The sequence below is a fragment of the Pseudoxanthomonas sp. LjRoot143 genome (assembly GCF_964252945.1).
GTDB lineage: Bacteria > Pseudomonadota > Gammaproteobacteria > Xanthomonadales > Xanthomonadaceae > Pseudoxanthomonas_A.
Genome location: NZ_CAXUPM020000001.1, coordinates 3,799,219 through 3,820,587, shown reverse-complemented (window position 1 = coordinate 3,820,587; position 21,369 = coordinate 3,799,219). Strand labels below are relative to the sequence as shown.

General features: G+C 61.3%; 23 protein-coding genes and 1 pseudogene. 19 read left to right on the top strand and 5 right to left on the bottom strand.

Going from position 1 to position 21,369, the window contains the following annotated elements; all coding sequences use genetic code 11:
* Positions 1 to 12: 12 nt before the first annotated feature.
* The 3 genes from ACSQ1W_RS18445 to ACSQ1W_RS18435 are packed head-to-tail and all read right to left on the bottom strand — an operon-like array spanning position 13 to position 3,421.
* Positions 13 to 1,266 carry an ABC transporter permease gene (locus ACSQ1W_RS18445; RefSeq protein ID WP_436045278.1) on the bottom strand — a complete coding sequence of 418 codons (1,254 nt, stop codon included), beginning with the start codon at positions 1,264 to 1,266 and terminating at the stop codon, positions 13 to 15.
* Positions 1,263 to 2,702, bottom strand: a complete 1,440-nt coding sequence (locus ACSQ1W_RS18440; protein WP_436045276.1) for an ABC transporter permease — start codon at positions 2,700 to 2,702, stop codon at positions 1,263 to 1,265. Before ACSQ1W_RS18440 ends, ACSQ1W_RS18445 begins: the two co-directional genes overlap by 4 nt.
* Positions 2,699 to 3,421: an ABC transporter ATP-binding protein gene (locus tag ACSQ1W_RS18435; RefSeq protein WP_436045274.1), complete on the bottom strand. Its 723-nt coding sequence runs from the start codon at positions 3,419 to 3,421 to the stop codon at positions 2,699 to 2,701. The genes ACSQ1W_RS18440 and ACSQ1W_RS18435 overlap by 4 nt, the downstream gene beginning before the upstream one ends.
* Positions 3,422 to 3,565: 144 nt before the next feature.
* Here ACSQ1W_RS18435 and ACSQ1W_RS18430 point away from each other — a divergent pair, with 144 nt between their 5' ends.
* The 12 genes and pseudogenes from ACSQ1W_RS18430 to ACSQ1W_RS18375 all read left to right on the top strand — a co-directional run bounded on the left by ACSQ1W_RS18430 (position 3,566) and on the right by ACSQ1W_RS18375 (position 12,807).
* Positions 3,566 to 4,012, top strand: a complete 447-nt coding sequence (locus ACSQ1W_RS18430) for an Rrf2 family transcriptional regulator (protein ID WP_436045272.1) — start codon at positions 3,566 to 3,568, stop codon at positions 4,010 to 4,012.
* Positions 4,009 to 4,902, top strand: coding sequence for an NAD(P)/FAD-dependent oxidoreductase (locus ACSQ1W_RS18425; protein ID WP_436045270.1), 894 nt, complete (start codon positions 4,009 to 4,011; stop codon positions 4,900 to 4,902). Before ACSQ1W_RS18430 ends, ACSQ1W_RS18425 begins: the two co-directional genes overlap by 4 nt.
* Before the next feature lie 128 nt (positions 4,903 to 5,030).
* Entirely contained in the window at positions 5,031 to 5,567 is a 537-nt protein-coding gene (locus ACSQ1W_RS18420; protein ID WP_436045268.1) for a MarR family winged helix-turn-helix transcriptional regulator, read from the top strand.
* A 41-nt stretch (positions 5,568 to 5,608) separates the two neighbouring features.
* Positions 5,609 to 6,499: a sterol desaturase family protein gene (locus tag ACSQ1W_RS18415; protein WP_436045266.1), complete on the top strand. Its 891-nt coding sequence runs from the start codon at positions 5,609 to 5,611 to the stop codon at positions 6,497 to 6,499.
* A gap of 47 nt (positions 6,500 to 6,546) precedes the next feature.
* On the top strand, positions 6,547 to 7,083 hold the full coding sequence (locus tag ACSQ1W_RS18410; protein WP_436045264.1) for an arsinothricin resistance N-acetyltransferase ArsN1 family A: 537 nt from the start codon (positions 6,547 to 6,549) through the stop codon (positions 7,081 to 7,083).
* A 9-nt stretch (positions 7,084 to 7,092) separates the two neighbouring features.
* Positions 7,093 to 8,550, top strand: a complete 1,458-nt coding sequence (locus ACSQ1W_RS18405; protein WP_436045262.1) for an NAD(P)-binding domain-containing protein — start codon at positions 7,093 to 7,095, stop codon at positions 8,548 to 8,550.
* Between the two features lies 1 nt (position 8,551).
* Positions 8,552 to 9,727 carry an MFS transporter gene (locus ACSQ1W_RS18400; protein ID WP_436045261.1) on the top strand — a complete coding sequence of 392 codons (1,176 nt, stop codon included), beginning with the start codon at positions 8,552 to 8,554 and terminating at the stop codon, positions 9,725 to 9,727.
* Positions 9,728 to 9,769: 42 nt separating this feature from the next.
* Positions 9,770 to 10,107 (top strand): annotated as a pseudogene (locus ACSQ1W_RS18395) (arsenical resistance protein ArsH); the annotation flags it as partial.
* 197 nt (positions 10,108 to 10,304) lie between these two features.
* On the top strand, positions 10,305 to 10,781 hold the full coding sequence (locus tag ACSQ1W_RS18390; protein WP_436045259.1) for an RNA polymerase sigma factor: 477 nt from the start codon (positions 10,305 to 10,307) through the stop codon (positions 10,779 to 10,781).
* A gap of 63 nt (positions 10,782 to 10,844) precedes the next feature.
* Positions 10,845 to 11,378 carry a hypothetical protein gene (locus ACSQ1W_RS18385; protein WP_436045257.1) on the top strand — a complete coding sequence of 178 codons (534 nt, stop codon included), beginning with the start codon at positions 10,845 to 10,847 and terminating at the stop codon, positions 11,376 to 11,378.
* A gap of 44 nt (positions 11,379 to 11,422) precedes the next feature.
* Positions 11,423 to 12,355 (top strand): serine hydrolase domain-containing protein, encoded by a 933-nt coding sequence (locus tag ACSQ1W_RS18380; protein WP_436045255.1) that lies wholly within the window; start codon positions 11,423 to 11,425, stop codon positions 12,353 to 12,355.
* A 131-nt stretch (positions 12,356 to 12,486) separates the two neighbouring features.
* Positions 12,487 to 12,807: a hypothetical protein gene (locus tag ACSQ1W_RS18375; RefSeq protein ID WP_436045253.1), complete on the top strand. Its 321-nt coding sequence runs from the start codon at positions 12,487 to 12,489 to the stop codon at positions 12,805 to 12,807.
* Positions 12,808 to 12,823: 16 nt separating this feature from the next.
* Here the strand turns inward: ACSQ1W_RS18375 and ACSQ1W_RS18370 are convergent, their stop codons facing one another.
* Positions 12,824 to 13,717: a LysR substrate-binding domain-containing protein gene (locus ACSQ1W_RS18370; protein WP_436045251.1), complete on the bottom strand. Its 894-nt coding sequence runs from the start codon at positions 13,715 to 13,717 to the stop codon at positions 12,824 to 12,826.
* A gap of 161 nt (positions 13,718 to 13,878) precedes the next feature.
* Here ACSQ1W_RS18370 and ACSQ1W_RS18365 point away from each other — a divergent pair, with 161 nt between their 5' ends.
* Positions 13,879 to 14,277, top strand: a complete 399-nt coding sequence (locus tag ACSQ1W_RS18365; protein WP_436045249.1) for a RidA family protein — start codon at positions 13,879 to 13,881, stop codon at positions 14,275 to 14,277.
* Positions 14,274 to 15,425 carry an NADH:flavin oxidoreductase gene (locus ACSQ1W_RS18360; RefSeq protein WP_436045247.1) on the top strand — a complete coding sequence of 384 codons (1,152 nt, stop codon included), beginning with the start codon at positions 14,274 to 14,276 and terminating at the stop codon, positions 15,423 to 15,425. The genes ACSQ1W_RS18365 and ACSQ1W_RS18360 overlap by 4 nt, the downstream gene beginning before the upstream one ends.
* 31 nt (positions 15,426 to 15,456) lie before the next feature.
* On the opposite strand, the gene gcvA is transcribed toward ACSQ1W_RS18360, so the two are convergent.
* On the bottom strand, positions 15,457 to 16,371 hold the full coding sequence (gene gcvA / locus ACSQ1W_RS18355; protein ID WP_436045245.1) for a transcriptional regulator GcvA: 915 nt from the start codon (positions 16,369 to 16,371) through the stop codon (positions 15,457 to 15,459).
* A 128-nt stretch (positions 16,372 to 16,499) separates the two neighbouring features.
* Here gcvA and ACSQ1W_RS18350 point away from each other — a divergent pair, with 128 nt between their 5' ends.
* From ACSQ1W_RS18350 to ACSQ1W_RS18330, 5 genes are all read left to right on the top strand, one after another.
* On the top strand, positions 16,500 to 17,321 hold the full coding sequence (locus ACSQ1W_RS18350; protein ID WP_436045243.1) for an MBL fold metallo-hydrolase: 822 nt from the start codon (positions 16,500 to 16,502) through the stop codon (positions 17,319 to 17,321).
* Between the two features lie 17 nt (positions 17,322 to 17,338).
* Positions 17,339 to 18,178 carry an MBL fold metallo-hydrolase gene (locus ACSQ1W_RS18345; RefSeq protein ID WP_436045242.1) on the top strand — a complete coding sequence of 280 codons (840 nt, stop codon included), beginning with the start codon at positions 17,339 to 17,341 and terminating at the stop codon, positions 18,176 to 18,178.
* Between the two features lie 320 nt (positions 18,179 to 18,498).
* Positions 18,499 to 18,927, top strand: coding sequence for a carboxymuconolactone decarboxylase family protein (locus ACSQ1W_RS18340; RefSeq protein WP_436045241.1), 429 nt, complete (start codon positions 18,499 to 18,501; stop codon positions 18,925 to 18,927).
* Between the two features lies 1 nt (position 18,928).
* Positions 18,929 to 19,825: an RNA polymerase sigma factor SigJ gene (gene sigJ / locus ACSQ1W_RS18335; protein WP_436045239.1), complete on the top strand. Its 897-nt coding sequence runs from the start codon at positions 18,929 to 18,931 to the stop codon at positions 19,823 to 19,825.
* A 98-nt stretch (positions 19,826 to 19,923) separates the two neighbouring features.
* A complete protein-coding gene (locus ACSQ1W_RS18330) occupies positions 19,924 to 21,246 on the top strand; it encodes an MFS transporter (RefSeq protein ID WP_436045237.1) in 1,323 nt (440 codons plus the stop codon).
* Positions 21,247 to 21,369 lie beyond the last annotated feature (123 nt).

The following is a 21,369-nucleotide window of genomic DNA, read 5'->3' as shown; positions in this document are numbered from 1 at the left end:
CAGCGACGGGGCCTAGTGGGGCTCGAACGCGGGCGCACGCGGGTAGTCCGCCTGCCGGAACGGCTCATCGCGAAAGAGAAAGCGGTAGTAGTAGGCGCGCAGGTCGGCGTGATAGGCGCGGATCCGGTCCTGGTAGGCGAGATGCGCCTGCATGTCGGTGTCCGCCAGGCGTGTCAGTGCGGCCTGCATGCCCACAGGTGGCAACAGCCAGCCGAGGTTGGAAGCCGCAGCCGAGCGATGCTCGATGCCCGCACGATAGTCCGCGGCCATCTGCGCGACATCGTCGTCGCCGTTCTGGTGGAACGCGAGGTACCACTTGTAGTGGAACGCAGTCCCCAAGGGGGCTGAGTCGCTCCATTCCGGATAGCGCGCATAGAAGCGCTGCATGGTGTCTTCACGCGGGATGTCCCATGCCCGGTTGACCGCCTCGCGCTGGGCGCGCGCAATCTCGGCTCCCTGATCCACCGGAATGGCGCGCTCTATCGCCACGTGCGCCAGGGCGGGCAGCACGAGTGCGATCGCGACCCAGGATCCCGCAAGGGTCGCGGCATTGGTCGCCGAACTCCACCCGCGCCGGGCCACCAGCAAGGACACCCCGGCCCAGAACACCAGGTAAGCCGTGGCCAGTCCCAATACGCCGGCGATCTTCGACAGCGTTACGTCCTGCTGGAGCGCGACCACCATGAATGGCACGCCCACGCAAGCCAGCAACGCCAACGCACGGACCATGGCCTTGCGCAGGTACAAGCGGCCGAGGCCCATGGGCAAGCTGCGCAACATCCGCTCGCGGCCAGACTCCGTTTCGTTGGAGCGCAGGTCGTGGAAGAGCACGATCACGAAGACGGGAAGCAGGAACGTCAACAGGAACGCGAAGTCGAAGCGACCCGCCAGCGCGAGTTCCGGATTGAAGACATCTCCGTCGTGGATTTGTGCTTCCAGTCCCAATGCCCGCACACGCAGCATGAAGGGCGCCACGTCGCGCATGCCGACCGCCGCGAAGGACAGCGCCGACGGTGAATTCCAGGTGGGATGGAAGGAGTAATAGGCCGCTTGGCCCGCGTCGGTCGACTCACCGTGGGCCGCCGCCACCGCGGCGCTATCGGTGGCCTGCAGGGATGCGATACGGGCGATCGCCTCACGCTGGCTGTCGATACGCTGCACGCCTGATACGAGACTGGCGACTGTAAGTGTCGTCAGCACCAGCAGGCCAATCACCGGGATGCGTGAGCGCAGCAGAAGGCGCCATTCGTAGTGCCAGAGGTTCATCGGGTCACCTCCAGCCGGCGTGCGCGCCAGTCCAGCGCAAACACCGCCACCGCCAGCCAGGCCAGAAGAACCAACATGCCCGGCAGCATCGTCCTCAGCAGAGCATCGGGGGGTTGAGGCGTGAACGCAAAGCGCGGAATCTCCTGCCAGTGGCCGTGGTCGACGCGCTTGCGCTGGTCGGCCCCGGCGTCGCGGGCGGTGTCATCCGCGTAGGAGACACCATCGGCCTGCAACTGGTTGAGCTGCTGCACCATGCGATAGCGGTGGGCCTCTGCTTGTTCCAGGAAACGCAGATGCGCCGACAGATCGGTGGCCGCAGCGGCCATTGAGACCTGGCGCAGGGCGATGGACGGACTGAGGACAGAGAACCAGGAGACCAATCGGTTCTGGTCATGCTGGATGCCGGCGCTGCGAGCGGCATACTCGTCGAAGAGGCGGGACGTCAGGCGCTCACCTTCGACCGCCAACAGTCCCTTGTAGTTGACCGGCAGGTCCTCGACGCGCGTGACGCCGTAGCGATCGAGGACGCTCTGCCGGAACTTGTTGAAGTACGGATCGTTGGGGTCATGGCTGTCGCCCATGGCCCGCAGGTCCCGTGCGATACCCACCTCGGTCTGCAGCCGGTCCGGCAGCGGCTGCGCCGCGTAGGCGACGTCGGGCGCGATGCGCGGGATCAGTAGCGTGGAGAGTGCCCACAGCGCTACCAGCGCAAGCAGGGCGTCACGGCGCCGCTTCATGGCAGCCGACACGAACGCGATGAGGACCGACCACAGGCCCAGGTACAGCACGTAACCCAGCATGACGGCGGAAGCGACTGCCGTGGATGCCGCAGGCGCGGCGGCCATGATCGCCAGGCCAACGAATGCAGGCAGCATGAACACGCCGGCCACGACGAGCAGTGCCAGGAGCTTGCCACCGACGATGCTTCGGGAAGACGCGCCCTGCAGCATCAGTTGCCGCAAGGTTCCGCGCTCGCGCTCCTGCGACAGCACGCCGTGACCGAGAAACACCAACACCAGCGGCGCGAGCACCTGCAACACGAATGCCGGCGTGAGTTGGCCGAAGCGCGTCAGGATGGAGCCCTGCATGACATCGCCGAAGTTGGCCGTGTTCTGGCGATGCCCTTCCAGGAACATGCTGCTGCCGGTGAACGGATCCACGCCGGCATCGAAGGCGGCCAGTGCGGAAGGCAGCCGGTACACGAAGTGGCCGTAGTGGACCACGCGATGGGGATGGCGATCCGGCTGGGCCTCGAAGGCGGCCTGCGCTGCGGCCTGTTGGCGGCTGCGGTATTCAGCCGCACTGTTCATGTGGTGCAGCGATACCACGGTCGCCACGATGACGAGCATCGCCAGCAGCGCGATCCCGGCCAGGGCCGTGCGGTTACGGACCATCGCGCGCAGTTCGTTGCGCATGACAGGAACGAGTGCACTCATGCGGCGTGGGCTCGTCCGGCGAAGTGCGCGTGCAGCGCCTTCAGGTCGAATTCCGTGCGATCGGCTTCGTGCACGATCCGACCATGTTCAAGCACGCCGATCCGGTCGGCGACGTCGACCGCACCCATCAGGTCGTGGGTGACCATCAGGACCGATGCACCGCGTGCCCTCACCGATTCCAGCAGGCCATGGAAGTCTGCGCTCGCGCCCGGATCGAGACCGGAGGTGGGCTCATCGAGCAGCAACAGCGGCACTTCGCGCATCAGCGCGGTGGCGATTGCCACCTTCTGACGCATGCCCTTGGAGAACCCACCAAGGCGCTGCCGCCACGCCGACTCCTGCAGTCCCGCAGCGCGCAGGGCATCCCCGATGGCCGATGCATCGTGCCGGCGACCGGCAAGCGAGAGCAGATAGTCGACGTTCTCGACGGCGGTGAGGTGTTCGTAGAGCGCGACGTTCTCTGGCAGGTAGGCCAGCTGCGCGCGCGCCCGGTCCGGCGTCTGCCATGGGGTGAACCCACCCACACGGACCTCGCCGGATGTCGGCTTCAAGAAGCCCAGAAGCACCGATAGCGTGGTCGACTTGCCCGTGCCATTGCCGCCGAGAAGCGCATAGATGCTGCCTTTTTCCACCTTTAGGTCGAGGCCGGATAGAACGGCCTTACCGGGAAAGGACACGGTCAAGGACTGGATGTCGACGACAGGATTAGGCGCGTTCAAGGCTGGTAGGGCTCACTGCGGGGCAGCCATTTACCATAATGTAATAACATTACATTCACAAGAGAAGGCAAGATCCCGCGGCTCGCCATCTCGACTTGTAAGGCGGAGTTGACCGGCCGCATCTCATGTAACACTATTTGTTACATGAAAAGAGACAGTCGACTTTCTGCCGTCCTCCACGCCTTGCTGCACATGGCGGAGCGCACCGATCCGATGACCTCCGAGGAACTGGCGCTGTGCCTGAGCACCAACCCGGTCGTCGTACGTCGAACGATGGGCTTGCTCCGCGAGGCGGGGCTGGTCGCTTCAGCGAGAGGGCACTCAGGCGGTTGGCATATCACGGCGGACCTCTCCAAGGTCAGCTTGCTCCAACTGCATGAGGCGCTGGGTGAGCCGGCGTTGTTCGCCATGGGGAATCGACACGAGAACCCTGAATGTCTTGTTGAGCAGGCCGTCAATGCCGCCCTGAGTGAGGCCTTCGATGCAGCCGAGGCGCTTCTCCTCGAGCGCTTCGCTTCGGTGTCGCTGGCGGACCTGGCAGAAGACTTTGCACGCCGGCACAAGGCAAATCTCGAGAAGGAAACCCAATGAAGAACTGCGATGTCATCGTGGTAGGTGGCAGCTATGCGGGCATGGCGGCTGCACTGCAGCTCGTGCGTGCGCGACGCAGCGTGCTGGTCATTGATGCTGGCAAGCGGCGAAACAGAGCCGCCTCGCACTCGCACGGATTTCTCTCCCAGGACGGCGCAGATCCGGCCGTCATTGCCAACACCGCGCGGACGCAGTTGAAGGCCTATCCAACGCTGTCATGGGTGGACGATCTTGTGGTGAAGGCGTCCGGATCGCGCGATGCTTTCACCGTCGAGACGGCTACAGGCGAGGTATTCGGTGCTCGCCGACTACTTCTAGCAACCGGTGTATCTGACACGCTGCCGAACGTGAAGGGGTTGGCTGAGCGGTGGGGAACCAGTGTCTTTCACTGCCCTTACTGTCATGGCTACGAGCTGGACCAAGGAAAGATCGGGGTGATCGCTGCCAGCCCCATGTCCGTTCACCAAGCGCAGCTACTGCCGGAGTGGGGATCGGTGACTTTCCTCACCAATGGAGTGGTGGAGCTGGATGAGCCAACGCTGCAGGATCTGTCGGCGCGCGGCGTAGCCGTAGAGACAACCTGCATCGACAGGATCGAAGCCCATGCCGATGTGCTGCTCACGGATGGCCGGCACCTCAGCTTCGCGGGGCTATTCACTGCCTCGAAGAACGCACCATCGACGCCGATAGCGGAGGTGCTCGGGTGCGCCCTTGCAGAGACTCCTATGGGTGCGCAGATCCAGACCAGCGAGACAAAGGAAACAAGCATCGACGGCGTTTTCGCGTGTGGTGACGCTGCTCGCGTTCCACACTCGGTTTCTCTGGCAGTCGCAGATGGGGCATGGGCGGGCGCCCAGATCCACCGCTCTCTCGTATGGCCAGAGGGCTAGTGCATGTTTTCGAGATAGCAACAGATACTTGACGTCAGCTTCCGGCCAGAAGCAGACGACCTACGCGGCTCCCTTGACAAGGGTCCACCCGATAAATATAGTTGCGACTAGCAACCAAGTGGGTGTGTATGCCATCCCAGAGAGCAAAAGCCAGCAAAGAGACCGCTTTGCTTACCGACGCAGAAGCGCTCAACGCGGCTGTCTCTCAGTTGGTCAGGGTGTATCAGTTCAGAGATCGAGACCGCATTTGTTGCTATGACATATCCGTCACCCAGTGTTATGCGCTTGAGGCTCTCGTGGAGCACGGCCCCAGCCGCAGCCAGACGCTGGCTGATGCTTTGATGCTCGACAAGAGCACCACCACACGTGTCGTGGACGCTCTCGTAAAGAAAGGGTATGTGGTGAGGCAAGCCGAGGCAGAGGATGCTCGCGCGCTCGCCCTAAGCGTCACCCCGGAAGGACGTGCACTCTACGAGCGCATCAACAATGAACTCGTTGAGCAGCAGGCATCGCTAATTCAGGGTCTAGATCCTGAGGTCAGGCGCGCCTCGATCGAGGTTATTCGTCGTCTTGCACGCGCTGCACAGGATCGATTCGTTTCAGGGGTCAGCGTGGGCTCGTGCGAACCTTCTTGCGGCACGGACGCCACGCGCAAGTGCGGCTGATTTTTTGCCCAAATAGTTGTCACTAACAACGGAGAGTCGGAGTGCATCGCGACCACACGCCCAAGCGCTGGAATTTGCCCCACCTAGCACTGCTTTCATTGCTGCCGCTTGCTTGGCATTTCGTGCAAGAGCACAGCATTCCACCAGCCGTAGCATTGGGCGTTTGGCTTGCACTCAACCTGGCGGTGCTGTTGCTTGCCGAACGGAGACGCCCGTATCGAGACGACTGGCATGGGGATAAGCAGATCATGCGACGTGATGGTCTTATCGGTGGCGTCAACGTCGTCGTAGATGCAGCTGTGGGTGCAATGCTCACCGCCTTGGTTATCGCGTGGCTTCCTGGAAGCAGCACGTGGTCACTTCCCCTGCAAGTTCTCGCGGGGGTTCTGGCGGCCGAGCTTGGCAGCTACTGGGTTCATCGTTTGAGCCACGCGGAGGGCTGGCTATGGCGGGTGCATGTAATGCACCACCTACCTGGCCGTCTCACGGCAACAAATGCGCTTCTGGCGCATCCCATCAATGCCGCCTACGACAAAGTAGCCAAACTGCTGCCCCTACTGATCTTAGGTCTGTCGCCTGAAGCCTTTGTTGCGATCGCTCTATTCGGTATCACTCAAGCTTTGGCCACCCACGCCAACGTTGCGGGGACCATTGGGCCACTGACTTGGCTGCTCGGTGGTGCTGAGCTTCATCGCCTGCATCACAGCACCAACGAAGCCGAGGCGGGCAACTTCGGGACGACGCTGCCCGTATGGGATCAGGTGTTCGGTACCTACAGGCGAGGTGCTGAGCCAGCGACTGTCGGGATATTTGAGCCTCGGAGATATCCAGCGGAATCAGCGCTCGGCCCCCTCCTGATGCTTCCGTTCAAGCGCGCGACCAGCTGGGTCTCGTGCGCGATGAAGCGCTGCTGCCCGATAGGCGTTCACTGAGCACTTTCGCCTGTCCAAATTGTTGCTAGTGACAACGTGGAGCACGTATGAATTTTCGAAACGCAAGACCAAGTGACGCAGCGTCTGTAGCGAAGATCTATAACCAAGGCATCGTCGAGCGATCGTCCACGTTCGAAACGACGCTGCGCACTCCCGAGGACATGCTGATCCGTTTTGAAGATCAGACGAAGTATCCCGTTCTCGTGGCGGAGGATGATCGGGGCCGCGTGGTCGGCTGGGCGGGCCTGAGTAGCTACCGCATGCGCGACTGCTACGCCGGCATTGCCGAGTTCTCGATCTATCTGGATGAGAACGTCCGCGGACGGGGGATCGGGCGAGATTTGCTGGAAGCATTGGTGAATGAGGCGACCGCACTGCGGTACTGGAAGTTGGTATCGCGGATTTTTCCCTTCAACACCGCGAGCCGCGCCCTCTGCAGGTCATCCGGCTTCCGGGAGGTCGGCCTCTACGAAAGCCACGCGCAACTTGATGGTCGATGGCTGGACGTCGTGATCGTCGAGCGCCTTATCCCTGAAAACATGATCAACCGGGCAGTGTTCACCACGCCCGCTCCTTCCAACTGAGGAATCGCAATGAATACTGATCTTCCCGTTGTCGTCATCGGCGCTGGCCCTGTCGGTCTAGCCGCAGCAGCACATCTGCTGGCGCGTGGGCGCTCGCCTCTTGTACTTGAAGCGGGCGGAACTGTCGGTTCTGGCATGCGGCGCTGGGCACACGTGCGCATGTTCTCCCCTTGGGAGTTCAACATTGATCGCGAGGCGGGGGAAATTCTCGCGCGTCATGGCTGGTCAGCGCCAGACCCGAAACATTTCCCCACAGGGGGTGAAGTCGTCGACCGGTATCTTCGGCCACTGGCGGCTACTGCAGAAATGGCGGCCATCATCCGTACCAACGCGCGCGTTACCGCGGTCACGCGACTGAGTAAGGATCGTATGAAAGACGAACGACGCGATAACAGCCCGTTCTTAGTTCGGTACTCGGACGAAAGCGGCGAACATGAACTCCTGGCTGAGGCCGTGGTAGATGCCTCAGGGACAATGGACACGCCGAACCCTGCCGGCGCCTCAGGCTTGCCGGCGCTGGGGGAGACCGCGCTACGCGCGCACGTCTTCTATGGCATGCCAGATGTGCTCGGTAGTGAGCGCGCGCGGTACGAGGGAAAGCGCGTGCTTGTCATTGGCAGCGGGCATTCGGCCTTCAACGTCCTGGCGGATATGGCCAAGCTGTCTGATCGGTCGCCTGGCATGCAGATCCAATGGGCGTTGCGGCGCCAGAGCACTGCACGCGTGCTTGGCGGTGGCAAAGGTGACCAGCTAAAGGAGCGGGGGCGACTCGGCCTGACCATTGCCGACCTTGCCAAGCGCGGAGTCATTCAGGTTGCAACCGGATTCTACTTGGACAAGCTGGAGCAGACTCCGGAGGGCATCATCCCCACGAGTGGATCACGGGCGCTCGGGCCGGTTGATGAGATCGTGGTCGCAACAGGATTTCGCCCGGACGTCGCACTTCTCTCCGAGCTACGAATTTCCCTAGATCAAGGAACACAGGCGCCGACGGCACTGGCCCCGCTAATAGACCCTAACCTGCACAGCTGCGGAAGTGTCCGACCGCACGGTGCAGAAGAACTCAAGCACCCTGATCCCGGCGTCTACATCGTAGGCATGAAGAGCTACGGCCGCGCGCCCACCTTCCTACTGCTGACCGGATATGAGCAAGTGCGCTCAGTCGCAGCTGCAATCGCGGGAGATTGGGAGGCCGCAAGACGGGTGGAGTTGGTGCTGCCGGAGACTGGCGTATGCATTACGCAGTTCAACGATGAGGAGGCTGAGGCTCCGGTGTCCGCGGGCTGTTGTGCGCCCAAGCCCGAAGAGCTGATCACAAAAAGCGAGACTTGCTGTGGTGGCCCTGCTCCGCAGGGCATGGATGCGTGCTGCGTCAAAGATGCGCAGGCCAAGCAAGCGGGCGAGTCGGGTTGTGGCTGTCAGAAGGCCTCGCCGACTGCGCACCCACGATCGGCCTGCTGCTCCTGAAATGTCTCCCACGCAGAAGCGCGCGGTTTGGCTGCTTGGTCTTTGCCAGTGCATCCTCTGGGGCGTGCTCTATTACAGCTTCTCTGTGCTACTCGTGCCATTGGAGCAAGCGCTGGAGACAACACGAACCGTTGTCGCAGGTGCTTTCTCTACCGGCTTAATTGCGATGGCTTGTATTGCGCCCCAAGTAGGGCGCTGGCTGGATAGCGGTTATTCCAGGCGTGTTACCCACTATGGCCTTGCACTTGCCATGCTGGGGCTGCTTTTACTCGGGCTGTCTGACGGGATCGCATTGCTCTATGCAGCTTGGTTAGTAATGGGAATTGCGATGGCACTGCTGCTGTATGAGCCTGCCTTCGTCCTAGTGATGCATGCCGTCGTCGAGCCCGGCCACCGGCTCCGGTCCCTGGCAGCCGTAACGATCATGGGGGGCTTGGCGAGCACTATCTTCCTTCCGCTGACCTCATATGTGATCGATCTGTGGGGCTGGCGGGCCGCTGCCTTCTCGGGTGCTTGCGCTGTGCTGTTGGTGGCATACCTTATGGAGGCATGGGTTCTTCCGTCGCTTCCTTCTATGCAACAGGATGCTGAGCGGGCGGCCTTCACGCATAAGGCGTGGCCTCGCTTTATGCCTTCGCTTGCCGTCGTCTTCGGCATCGGGAGTCTTGCCAGCATCGCGTTGACGACGTTGCTGATTCCATTTCTTATCGAGCGTGGAACCTCTGCGAGTGCAGCGGCTCTTGTCCTTGCCGCATTCGGTGCTGCACAGCTTCCAGGGCGAATCTGGCTACTGCGCCAGACCAGAGCTCTCTCCGCAACGACGCTCACGATTACCCCGATCCTCCTTATGGCGCTGGGCATGCTGGGCGTCACCTTGGTCGACAATCCATGGATCAGTCTGGTTGCAGTAGCCGTATTCGGATTAGGGGCTGGCTTGCAGACGCTCGCCAAACCCTGGCTCGTCCAGGCCATCTACGGATCGTCATCGGCAGGCCAATGGAATGGCGAGATCGCTCGCGTCCAAGGCTTCGCCCGGGCGGTGACCCCTGTGGCTGTGGCCGGCGTGTCCATAGTGTGGGGCATCGCCTCCGTACTGGTGGCGATGGCTATCCTTCTGGCCGCGACGCTTCCGATCGCGCACAGACTTCGCACAACCGATGGGCGTGGGATCTTGTAGCTCGACGGCCTGGCCCATCGGGCGCTCTAAGAGCCGGCGATGTCCGTAAGGCCAACCCAAGGCAAGACGCTGGCCGTCATGCACGTCTTTGGTGGTTCGCAGTCCTTCAATGCGTCAACCAGCTCCGCGTACTTGGACGTTGGATGCTCATGATCACGACCCCCAACCAGTCCTCTGTTGCAAAGGCGTTCGTCGAGTTCGACGAAGATGGGCGCATGAAGCCCTCCGCGTTCTACGACCGCATCGTGGACGTCATGGAAGAACTCATGAAATTCACGCTACTGACCCGGAATGTCTCGCCCTACCTGGTCGATCGCTATAGCGAACGGAAGGAAAGTGCGGAAGATCTTGCCACGCGAGTCAGCCTTCGCGCCATATAGGGATGAAAGTGCGCCGCCGACCTCTCTGGTCGGAGCCCGTACCCACTCCTAGCTGATAGTTGACTTTCCGCTTAAGGCCTCGCTAACGATTGAGCAGTCGCTTCAACCTGGGCGTCGACCTTTGGTTGTTCCAGAAAATTTTCTGGCTCTGTAGCGACTAACTCTAGCGAGTTCCCTTCAAATAGAGGCAATCTGAAGTGAGCAAGGACGTCGAGGCTAAGTTCTCGCGTATGGTCGAGGATAGTCAGCCCGCCTTGGTTCGACTAGCCCGACGCTACGCCGGCCAAGAGGATTGGCAAGACCTGCTGCAAGACATTCATCTCCAGTTGTGGCGCAGCTTCAACGCCTTCGAAGGCCGCGCCCAGCGGTCGACTTGGGTCTATCGGGTTGCACTGAACACCGCGCTAAGCCATGTGCGCAAGCCGCGGTACGAACACTACGGACTGGACAAGATCGCCGAACAAGGCGATGGCGGCCATGTTGTCGATCCGCTAGATGTACTCGACGCGTTTCTGGCAACCCTAGATCCGATGCAGCGCAGTGTGCTGCTGCTGGATCTGGAAGGGCTTCCTCGCGAACAGATCGCCGAAGTACTGGGCCTTACCCCGAATGCTGTCGAGGTGCGGATGACGCGCCTGCGGCAGTCCTATGAACGTCTTTTTCTGGAGAACTAAGCGATGGAATGGGACCAAGTCCGTAATCGTTGGCAGCAGCAGCCAGTCGCTGCCGTTCCCGCGATGACGATCCACGCCTTGCGTGAGCGGGACAAGAGGCTAGCTCGCGCGGTAGTTTGGCGTGATGTACTGGAAACGTTGGCCGCTATCGCCGTGGTCGGGTTCTTGAGTGTGTACACGATCAATGCTCTGGGGAACGAATATTGGTGGCGGGCGTTGGCGGCGGGCGGACTGGTGGCATGGGCCGTGTTCGTTCCCCTGCGCTTGCGCCAAGCACGTAGGCGGGCGGCACCGCCGTTGCCATCGTTGTCGCTTGCGGAGCATTTGAATCGCCGGCGGGACGCCGCCTTGGCGCAGGCACACATGCTGGAGACTGCATGGTTATGGTACGTCGCGCCCTGCGTAATCGGCGTCACGGCGCTCTCGCTGACAGTCGCAGGGCCCACCGTGAAAGTCATGATCTATCTCGCCGTCGTGTTGGCCTTCGGCGTCGTTCTCGCCTTACTCAATTGGCATACGGGGCGGACTCGCTTCCGCGCGCACGCGGAACAACTTCAGGCACAACTAGACGCGCTGGCGGGCGATACGCCGGGTTAAGAAAAGTGCCGCTTGGATACCTCCCTAGATATAGGAAATCACCCATGTCAAAGACTGCGATCCTGACGTGCATCGCATCACTAGTTGTCAGTATCCTGCTGGCCTCTGCGCCACCAGCCCATGCAATCGACTCTCCCGCGTTGGAAAGGGTTGTCGACCAGCGCTTGCTTGGTGACCGCACCGGCGCCTGCTTCGCGGTAGCCGTGATCGAGTCGAGAAGCGTTGCGAGGGCCTATCGGTGCTCCGACCCGTTGAATGATGGGCGTATCGGTCCAAGTTCGGTGTTCGAGATCGGCTCGGTGGCCAAGACCATGGCCGGTGCGATGCTCGCCGACATGGTTCTGCGCGGAGAGATGTCACTGGACGACCCGCTTGCTGACCACCTCCCCGAGGGTACGCACGTGCCGAATCATCAAGGCAAGCCCATCTTGCTACGGCACCTCGTCATGCACACGTCAGGCTTGCCGCGCCTGCCCCCGGGCATGGACACGGCAGACCCCAACGATCCCTATGCGGGCCTTGAGGTCGAGGACATGCTGGCATCGTTGGCTGCCATTAAGTTGGAGCACGCACCAGGCTCTCAGTTCGAGTACTCCAACTTGGGGACCATGCTGATTTCAGTCGCACTCGCGTACCGCAGCGGCTTGAATTTCGAACAGCTGCTGGACACCCGTCTTTTCACACCTATTGGCATGGATACGGCTCACATCGAGAACGCGCCTGACGATGTCCGCACGGCAGTCGGCCATTCGGTCAATGGCCGCCCCGTACCCGCTTGGAACTTTGCGACTGATCTCGCTGGCGCCGGCGGTGTGCGCGCCTCGCTAGAGGACATGGTGCGCTACGTGCAGGCGCAGCTGGGGCAGCGACGCTCGTCGGCGGTGCCGCGCTGGCGCTGGGGCGGGAGCCTCAGCCATCGTCTGTTGGGCAGCCAATGGCCATCGGTTGGCTGCTCTCCCCACTCGGTGACCGCGTAGTCCACGCCCATGAGGGCGCTACCGGTGGTTTCAGCAGCTTCGTTGCACTGGATGTGTCTCGAACCCGCGGTGTTGTCGTGCTATCGGACACCAGTCTTTTCTCGCTCGGCGGAGTCGGTGCGAGCATGGGCATGCATCTGATCGATGCCAGCTTTCCGCTCGGTACGCCATTGCGTCCCCGTGATATCGGTGATATGCCTGCCGATCCAGCGGCGTTCGAGGGAACGTACGCCTTGGCGCCTGATTTCGACGTCGTCGTGCGCGCGCGCGACGGCGCGATGTTCGCGCAGGCTACTGGTCAGCAGGAGCTTTCGATTGCTCCACTTGGGGGCGATACGTTTGCGGTGGATGGTGTCGAGGCTGAGCTTCATTTCGGCCGCGATGCCGCAGGCCAAGTCATATCAGTGGAACTGCACCAAGGCGGGCAGGTCGTACGTGGCAACAAGCGGTAGGTGCGAACCTTCGGATTCAACTATCGGCGCAACTGTTTGTCGATATCACCATGGCGGCATGCTGGCGAAGCCAATCCATCACCGTGGTAACGGCCAAACTAGGGCTGCTTTGCTCTCGCGTCACCAAGTGATAGGTGTAGCCGGGAATCGCAGGTCCGAATGGATCTATCAATCGCCCGGCAGCGATTTCATCAGCTACCAGTGCTCGACTTAGCAGCGCGATGCCCTGTCCGGCCACCGCTGCCTGGATTGCATGACTCTCATCCGAGTAGCGAAACTCCGCCTGGGTGGTGGAAAGCGCGATACCGACTTCTGCATGCCATTTCGTCCAGGTAGGGTTGTCCGGTGACGCTTTCTGCCAATCGAAGTGAATCAGCGGATATGCCGCCATGTCCTGTGGCGAGTGCGCGTGGAGCATCGGATTGATCACCGGGACATAGGCGTCTGCGAAGAGTACTTCGCTGCGGCACCCCGGATATGGCCCTTTGCCGTAGCGGATAGCGATGTCGAACGCATGGCTGGCCAGATCCACGACTGTGTCCGACGCATGTAGCTGCAGATCAATGCCCGGATGATCGGCACGGAAGCTCGCTACGCGGGGTACAAGCCACTTCGCTACAAATGCGTTGGTCGCGGAGATGGTGACTCGTTCGCGCTCGGCGGGCGTCATTAGCCGGCGGATGACGACATCAAACATGTCGAAACCTTGCTGGAGCACCGGATACAGCTGCAGACCGGCGCGCGTGAGCGATACCTGTCTCACGTGGCGATCGAACAGTCTGACCCCGAGATGGCCCTCAAGCGTCCGGATTCGGTGGCTCACGGCGGTAGGTGTGACCGCAAGCTCTGCCGCTGCCTGCTTAAAGCTCCCATGGCGCGCCGCTGCCTCGAAGGCGCGCAGGGTGGACATGGGGGGGAGGCGACGAGCAAGTGATGTCATAGATGAAAAATTATCATCTATCGAGTGAAAAATGATCGTTTGTCGGCTCAGTTGTGCCCAATCAACATGCACGGCACCGGGACACTGATGAATTCACATCATCCCGACTTGCTACCACCAAGGAACCGAACATGCGCGAACACATCACCACCGAGCCGGACCACTACGCCCCCTATCTGCTCTCCCAAGGCATCCGCTTCGGCGATCTGCTCTTCATCTCCGGTCAGGCCGCCGGAGGCCAAGACGGGAAGATCGTTCCAGGTGATTTTCTGACTCAGGGCCGCCAAGCCTTCTCCAATCTGGCCCGTGCACTGGAGGCCGGAGGCTCGAGCCTGCATGACGTCATCAAGGTCACCATCTTTGTCACCGACATGGGCCATTTCCAGGACGTTGTGCAGCTGCGGCGGGAGTTCTTCTCGGCGCCGTATCCTGCAGACACCATTGCCGAGATCAAGGCCTTGTATGACCCCAATGCCATGATCGAGATCGAAGCGATTGCTGCGGCCAAGAAGATAAAGGCCGAAGCATGAGCGCCGTCGCCCATGCCCTGCTGAATACGCCCACCCCCAGTGCGCTGCTCAGCCCACACGCTCTCGGCCAGCTCAGGCTGCGCAATCGTCTGGCCGTGGCGCCTATGACCCGCGTCACCGCTACTCCGGAAGGCCTGCCGACCGGGACGATGGCGCGTTACTACGAGGGTTTTGCCAAAGGTGGCTTCGGCCTCTTGATCAGCGAAGGCCTCTACACCGACACGGCTTTCGCGCAGGGCTACCTCAATCAGCCCGGTCTCGCGGAGGACGGCCAGGCAAGCGCATGGGCGCCAATCACCGCCGCCGCGCAGGCGAACGGCGCCCGGATCGTCGCCCAACTGATGCATGCCGGCGCACTGAGCCAAGGCAACCGCTTCCGTGCACATGCTGTTGCGCCATCGGCCATACAGCCAAAGGGCCAACAGATGGCGTTCTACTACGGCCAGGGCGCCTATGAACTGCCTCGGCAGATCACGGAGGAGGAGATCGAGGATGTCATCGTTGGTTTCGCGAAGAGCGCGCGACGCGCGGTTACGCTAGCCGGATTCGATGCTATCGAGATCCACGGGGCCAACGGCTATCTGCTCGATCAGTTCCTGACCTCCACCACCAACCAGCGTACCGACCGGTGGGGTGGCGGTGTGAGTGAGCGCATGAGACTTCTGGTGGCAGTCATCCAACGCGTCAAGCAAGCCGTGGCCGGTCGAGCGCCGGTGGGCATCCGAATCTCACAAGGCAAGGTCAATGACTTCCATGCGAAGTGGAGCGGTGGCGAGAGCGATGCCGAAGTCGTGTTCGCAGCCCTGGCCGATGCAGGCGTGGACTATCTGCACATCACCGAGTTCCAGGCATGGCAACCCGCGTTCGAGTACAACAGCGCCACACTCGCGGAGCTGGCCAGGCGTTACGCACCGGCGGTGCCATTGATCGTCAACGGCGGCCTCCACGACATAGGCCGAGCAAGTGCCATGCTTGATTGGGGGGTAGATCTCGTCGCTATGGGGCGGGGCGCACTGGCCAACCCGGACATGCCGCGATTGCTTCAGCGAGGTATGTCGCTACGCGAGTTCGACACCGCCATTCTTGGTCCGATCGCCGACATAAAGCAGTCGGAGCTGGCGTTGAGGTCCCATCCGAACGGTGTGTGATAACGCAAACTCGCAGCAAGGGGGCTCCCGGTCAACTAGTCGATGCCCCGGCTTCCTCGTGAAGCCACGCGCAGAAAGCCTCTACGGTAGCGTCGCCCTTCCGTCCTGCCTGCCGGACAAGCCAGAACCGGTAAGCGTTTTCCGATATAGGTTCAAAGGGTCGGACGAGACGACCCTGGCGAAGATCTTCTTCCACCAAGGGTGCAACGCCCATCGCGACCCCATGTCCGGCAATGGCCGCCTCCTGTGCGAGATAGATGCTGGCGAACACGGGGCCGCGACGTGCGTCTACGTCGCGGGCGCCGGCGATGTTCAGCCAGTGGTGCCAAGAAGGAACGCCCGGCCGGCCGCGCGAACTTTCGTCGTGCAGTAGCGTGTGATGCCGAAGATCTTCCGGGCAGGCAAGCGGAGGGGAGTCGTTTGAAAGCAGGGAAGGTGCGCATACCGGAAACGCCTGCGCATCCATCAAGGCCTCGCAGCTGACGGCCGCATAGCCACCGGCTCCGTAGCGAATTCCAACATCGAACCCCTCTTTCACGAAATCAACGTGCTTGTCGCTGGTCACGACGTGCACCCGGACATCGGGTCGGATTCTATGGAAGCGATGGAGTCGCGGTGCCAGCCACTTCGCAGCGAAGGATTCCATTGTTGTAACTCGCAAATCAGCAGATGCGCCTGACATCGCGCGATCGAGCGCCACATCCAATTGGCCGAGCAAATCTCCCACGGTGTCGGCCAAAGCCTGACCTTCCTGTGTAAGAGCGACCGCGCGATGGTTCCTCTGAAAAAGTGCCGTGCCCAGGTAGGTCTCAAGGTGCTTGATCTGGTGACTGACGGCCGCTGGCGTCACGAACAATTCCTGTGCAGCTCCGCTGAAACTGAGATGGCGGGCAGCAGCCTCAAAGGTTCGCAGGGCATTGAGAGGGGCGGTGTGGCGTCGTTTCACGAGCATTCCGGCACGAAAGTATAGCGATCGTATCGCATTAGTTTTTGTAACGAAAAGTCAAAAATAACTCGTTTGTCCCGGCTCCCACGATTGACCACGATGCGGACCTCCTGACAAAGGTTCCCGTCGTGCGAATCGAAGAACTGTGTACTGACGTAATGATGTTCGTGGGCGATGCATACGAATCCGTAGCTACCGCTTTCATTGATGGCAATGAAGTACTCCTCATCGACGCGCTTGGAAGCGAAGAAGATGCGCGCTGGCTACGAGGTGTGCTCTGCGACCAGATGGGGCTGACTGTACGCCTGGCTGCCACTACCCACTTCATGAGCGACCACATGGCGGGACTCACGCAGTTCCCGGACGCACTGGTCATGGCGCACCGGCATCATCGCCACACATTCCTCTCGCAGAATCGACCGGTCGCAGCGCTCTACCGGGAGCCCGACATCGTCTTCGACAACATGGCCATTCACTGGGGTCAGCACCAGCTCCGGTTTCTGTTCAACCCCGGCAAGACGATGGACCACTTTAGCGTTGATGTACCGACTGCGGATCTCGCGTTCGCAGGGGATAACATCGTCGGCAACACGGTATATCTATCGAAGGCTGATCCGGTCCTACAGCGCGCTGCCATCGGCCGCATCCGCCAGTTCGGAAGAAGCAGGATAGTGGGTGGGCACATCGGTGTTTTCGATGCCTCCGTGCTCGACAACGCATTGCACTATCTGGAGCGGGTCAGGAAGAGCGTCGTGCGCATTCGCATGGATTGGCCGGCGGCGGAGGTTCCGCACCGGATTGCATCGATTCGGATTGAGGATTGCGTAGAGCCGCAGGTACAACCAACGGCCTTCGAGCGGGAGTGGCACGAGAGAAACCTGGAGGTAATCGTTTCACAGTCCATCTTCAGCTTGGACGCATCGCTTGCCTCCCCGAGTGCTTCCGCATGAGCGGGTGCAAGACTAGGATGCCGGACGAGGAAAGCCGCAGGCGATTTCTCCTAGGCGTTGCAGGTGCATCCGCCGCCGCACTGCTTCCTGCATCGCTCCTGGCCTCGTCGCAAGCGGTATTGCGCATCCAACGCCTCGCTTGGGCAGGCATACGTTTGCAACTTCCGGACGCGACCCTTTTCGTTGACCCGCTGACGAACCAGGAGGCTTGGGGCGCCGCACTTCCCGACAAACTGGTCTCCGTGAGCGACGCAGTGGGTGACACGAGCGTGCTGATCACCCACTCGCACTCGGACCACTTCGATGTAGGGGCAGCGACATCCGCGCTGCGTCGAGGGGGCGTGCTGGCACATCCGACCGGCATTCCTCCATTGGCGCTACCTCAGGGCGTACGAGCCCGCCCCAGTCCGCTTTGGGAGCCCCAGTTGCTGGGCGACTTCACTGCGACGCCTGTTCCGGCTGCGGACGGTTATGGCGATACCCAAGTGTCGTGGGTCGTTACGGCAGGCGGGCGGCGCATCTTTCATGGTGGCGACACGCTGTGGCATGGGTATTGGTGGCGCATTGGTCGTCAGTTCGGTCCTTTCGACGCGGCGTTCCTGCCGGTGAATGGGGCGCGCTTCGGGTGGCGCAAGCCCGCAAGCGACCAGCCCGGCGTACTGACCCCCGAACAGGCCGTCGCTGCTGCCGACATCCTAGGAGCCAAGGTCCTTGTGCCGATCCATTACGGGGTTACAGGCATGAAGGAGTACGTGGAGGTCCCCGATCCGATCGGGAACCTGCGCCGCGCGGCGAGCAAGCGATCCATCCACGTCCAGGAGTTGGCACCCGGAGACTGGCTTGACTGGCCGGCCTGAGTCGGTCCTGTGGCGATGGATCATGCCTGACGCGTCATCCGTCACATCATCCTGGCGGCGGCTCGAAGGAACATCCGGGTGAGCTGGGCTATTGAGTGGGATATCTCATCGCGAAGGCTTACTACCGCCATGCGGAGGACAAATCGCAAGCGATCCGGGAAATCCTCGAGATGCGGGATGCGGAAGGTTTCCTGATAAGAAGCGGCTGGTATTCAGGTATTTCGCTTTAGCGCTCCAAGATGGAACGCACCCTGGGTGCGTCACAACAGCTTCTCCTGATTCGTCATACTCGATATTTCCCCAGACAAATCCTAAACAACATGAGCAAGACAGCTTTCAACCATTTCGCCGCGATTCCGGATGTTTTCGCTTCGCTTGAGAACGTCCACACCTTCATAGACGCCCACGGGCTGGATCGTGTGATCTACCACCTCGTTCACCTGAGGGCTTCTCAGTTAAACAGCTGCGCGTATTGCGTGAAGATGCATACAAGGGAAGCGCGTGCGGACGGAGAAACGAATGAACGGCTGGATCGGCTTGTCGTCTGGGAGAACGTATCCGACTTCACGGAGAAGGAGCGTGCCGCGCTCGCATGGACCGAGTTGCTGACAAGCCTCGATCCAAAAAGCGATTATGGTTCGGCAAGGATGCGCCTTCGCGAGCACTTCAGTGAAACCGAGGCGAGCGCCCTCACAGCCACCATCGCCATGGTCAATCTCTGGAACCGCATCCAGGTATCTTCTCATTGACATGACGCCTGCAAGCCTTGATGCCCTTCTTGAGGAGCGTCGTCCATTCTTGCTGGGCCTTGCTTATCGGATACTTGGCTCGTACTCCGACGCGGAAGATGCCGTCCAAGACACCTATCTCAAGTGGAACTGCCTCGATCTGAAGGGCATAGACAACCCGGCGGCGTGGTTGACGACGGTATGTACTCGGCACTGTATCGATCTGCTGCGTGCGGCGAGGAGGTCGCGCACCGACTACGTCGGATCATGGTTGCCAGAGCCCATCCAGATGACCAGCCCGGACACACCAGAGTCGCAGGCGGAACTATCGTCGTCCCTTTCGATGGCCTTCCTCCTCACGCTAGAGCGGCTGGCGCCTAAAGAACGGGCAGCCTATCTGCTCCACGAGATCTTCGACCGTCCCTACAGCGAGGTTGCGTCTACGCTCGGCGTATCCGAAGCCGCCTGCAGGAAGCTTGTATCACGCGCGAAGTCGAAAGTCGGCCACGATGTCGTTCGACAGCCCGCACCCCAGCCCCGCCAGGAACAAATGCTAGAGGCCTTCAGGGAGGCGGTGGGAACCGGATCGACGAAGCGGCTTGAGGCACTGATGTCGGAAGACATCCGACTCAGTGCCGATGGAGGCGGCAAGGTGCCCACCTTGCAGGGGTCGCTGGCCGGCAAGGAAGCCGTGCTTACATTTATCGCCGAACGGCTGCATGAGTACTGGAGGTGCTATGCCGGATGGATGAGTGCACGCATCAATGGCACAGCAGGCATCCTTCTGTTCGACGATGGCCGGGTCGTGGTCTCTGTGAGCTTCGCATACGACCTCCACGGAAGACTTTCCCGCATATTCATCACCCGGAACCCCGATAAGCTTGACCACCTGCCGCATCCAGGACTGTGCGTCCAGTGAGCGCGGCGGACATGGAGTGCCTTGAGTATCCTGAGAACGGGTGGCGGGCGCTGTTTTCGGGCCGAAGCCGCGTGGTGTCTCTCGCCCTATGTGCAGGCGTGGCGCTGCATGCCGTCAACTTGTACGTATCTGCCACGATCCTGCCCTCGATTGTTCAGGACATAGGCGGGCTCGAGTACTACGCATGGGACACGACCATGTTTGTGGCGGCATCCATATTGGGCGCCACGCTGTCGTCGCGACTTCTGGCCAGCGTCGGCCCCCGTGGTGCATATGCGCTGGGCTCGGGTACCTTTGCGGTTGGATCAGTGGCCTGTGCGCTCGCGCCCACGATGGCGATGATGCTTGCCGGCCGCATCATCCAAGGGCTAGGTGGCGGGCTCTTACTCGCTCTCGCTTTTGCTCTGGTCCGTCGCGTCTACCCTGAGCCAGTGTGGTCGAGAGCAATGGCTTTGCTATCGAGCACTTGGGGCATGGCCACACTTCTTGGGCCTGCGGCAGGCGGAGTGTTTGCCGAGATGGGCAACTGGCGCGCTGCATTCGGGTTCGTTGCGATCGCCGCCCTGCTGCTCCCGCTCCTGGCCGTCAGAGCTTTGCCGCGGCGCGAAGCTGTGCTGCGGTCCGCCCGAGGTAGCAAGCTGCCTTGGCCTCAGTTGGTCTTGCTCTTCGCTGCGGTGGTAGCGGTATCTTTTGGAGGCCTCGCGGACAGCATCATGCAGACCTTGGGCGGCCTCACACTGGCGGCGGTCTTGGTGCACTCAATCGTGCGATTGGAGATGCGGTCGCCCCATCGTGTGTTGCCACAAGGGGTATTCCATCGCTGCTCGCCTATCGGGCGACTCTACGGTCTGTCGGTGCTCATGGCAGCCACCGTCACCTGTACCGAGATCTTTCTTCCCTTGTTCCTCCAGGATCTGAAGGGCTTCTCACCCTTGGCGGCGGGGTACAGCGCTGCCCTCATGTCGGCAGGATGGACACTGGCTGCCATCGCCAGCGCAAGCCTGCGCGGACACTGGCTTGATCGGGCAGTGCACCTGGGGCCTTTTCTCTCCCTGGCATCGCTTGTCGCGCTCATGGGGGCACTGCCGATGCCTCCGGAAAGCACGTTGGCAGGCGCGGTCACCCTGTGTGCGCTGGTGGCGAGCGGCATGGGGGTAGGGCTGGCGTACCCGCACTTCTGCGCCCGCATCATGCAGGTCACAACGCACGAGCAGGCGGACCAAGCCTCCGCCTCCATCATGACCGTCCAGCTTTGTGCGACCGCATTCGGAGCGGCCCTGGCGGGTCTCGTCGTCAATCTCGCCGGTGATGTTGGCGACATGGGCGTCTTCAACGCTGGCAATGCTGCGCGATGGCTATTGGCTGTGATCGCGCTGGCCCCGATCGCATGCATCGGCGTGATGTGGAAAGGTTGGCGATGAGCGCCGCGGAGCGAGGAATATCCGCCTGCCCGTTCACGACTTCTCTCGTGCAGCGCCAGCCCCGAGAGGCCTGTTGTCCACTTGATTTCTCATCGGCCCAGATACCGATACAGAATCCCGTTC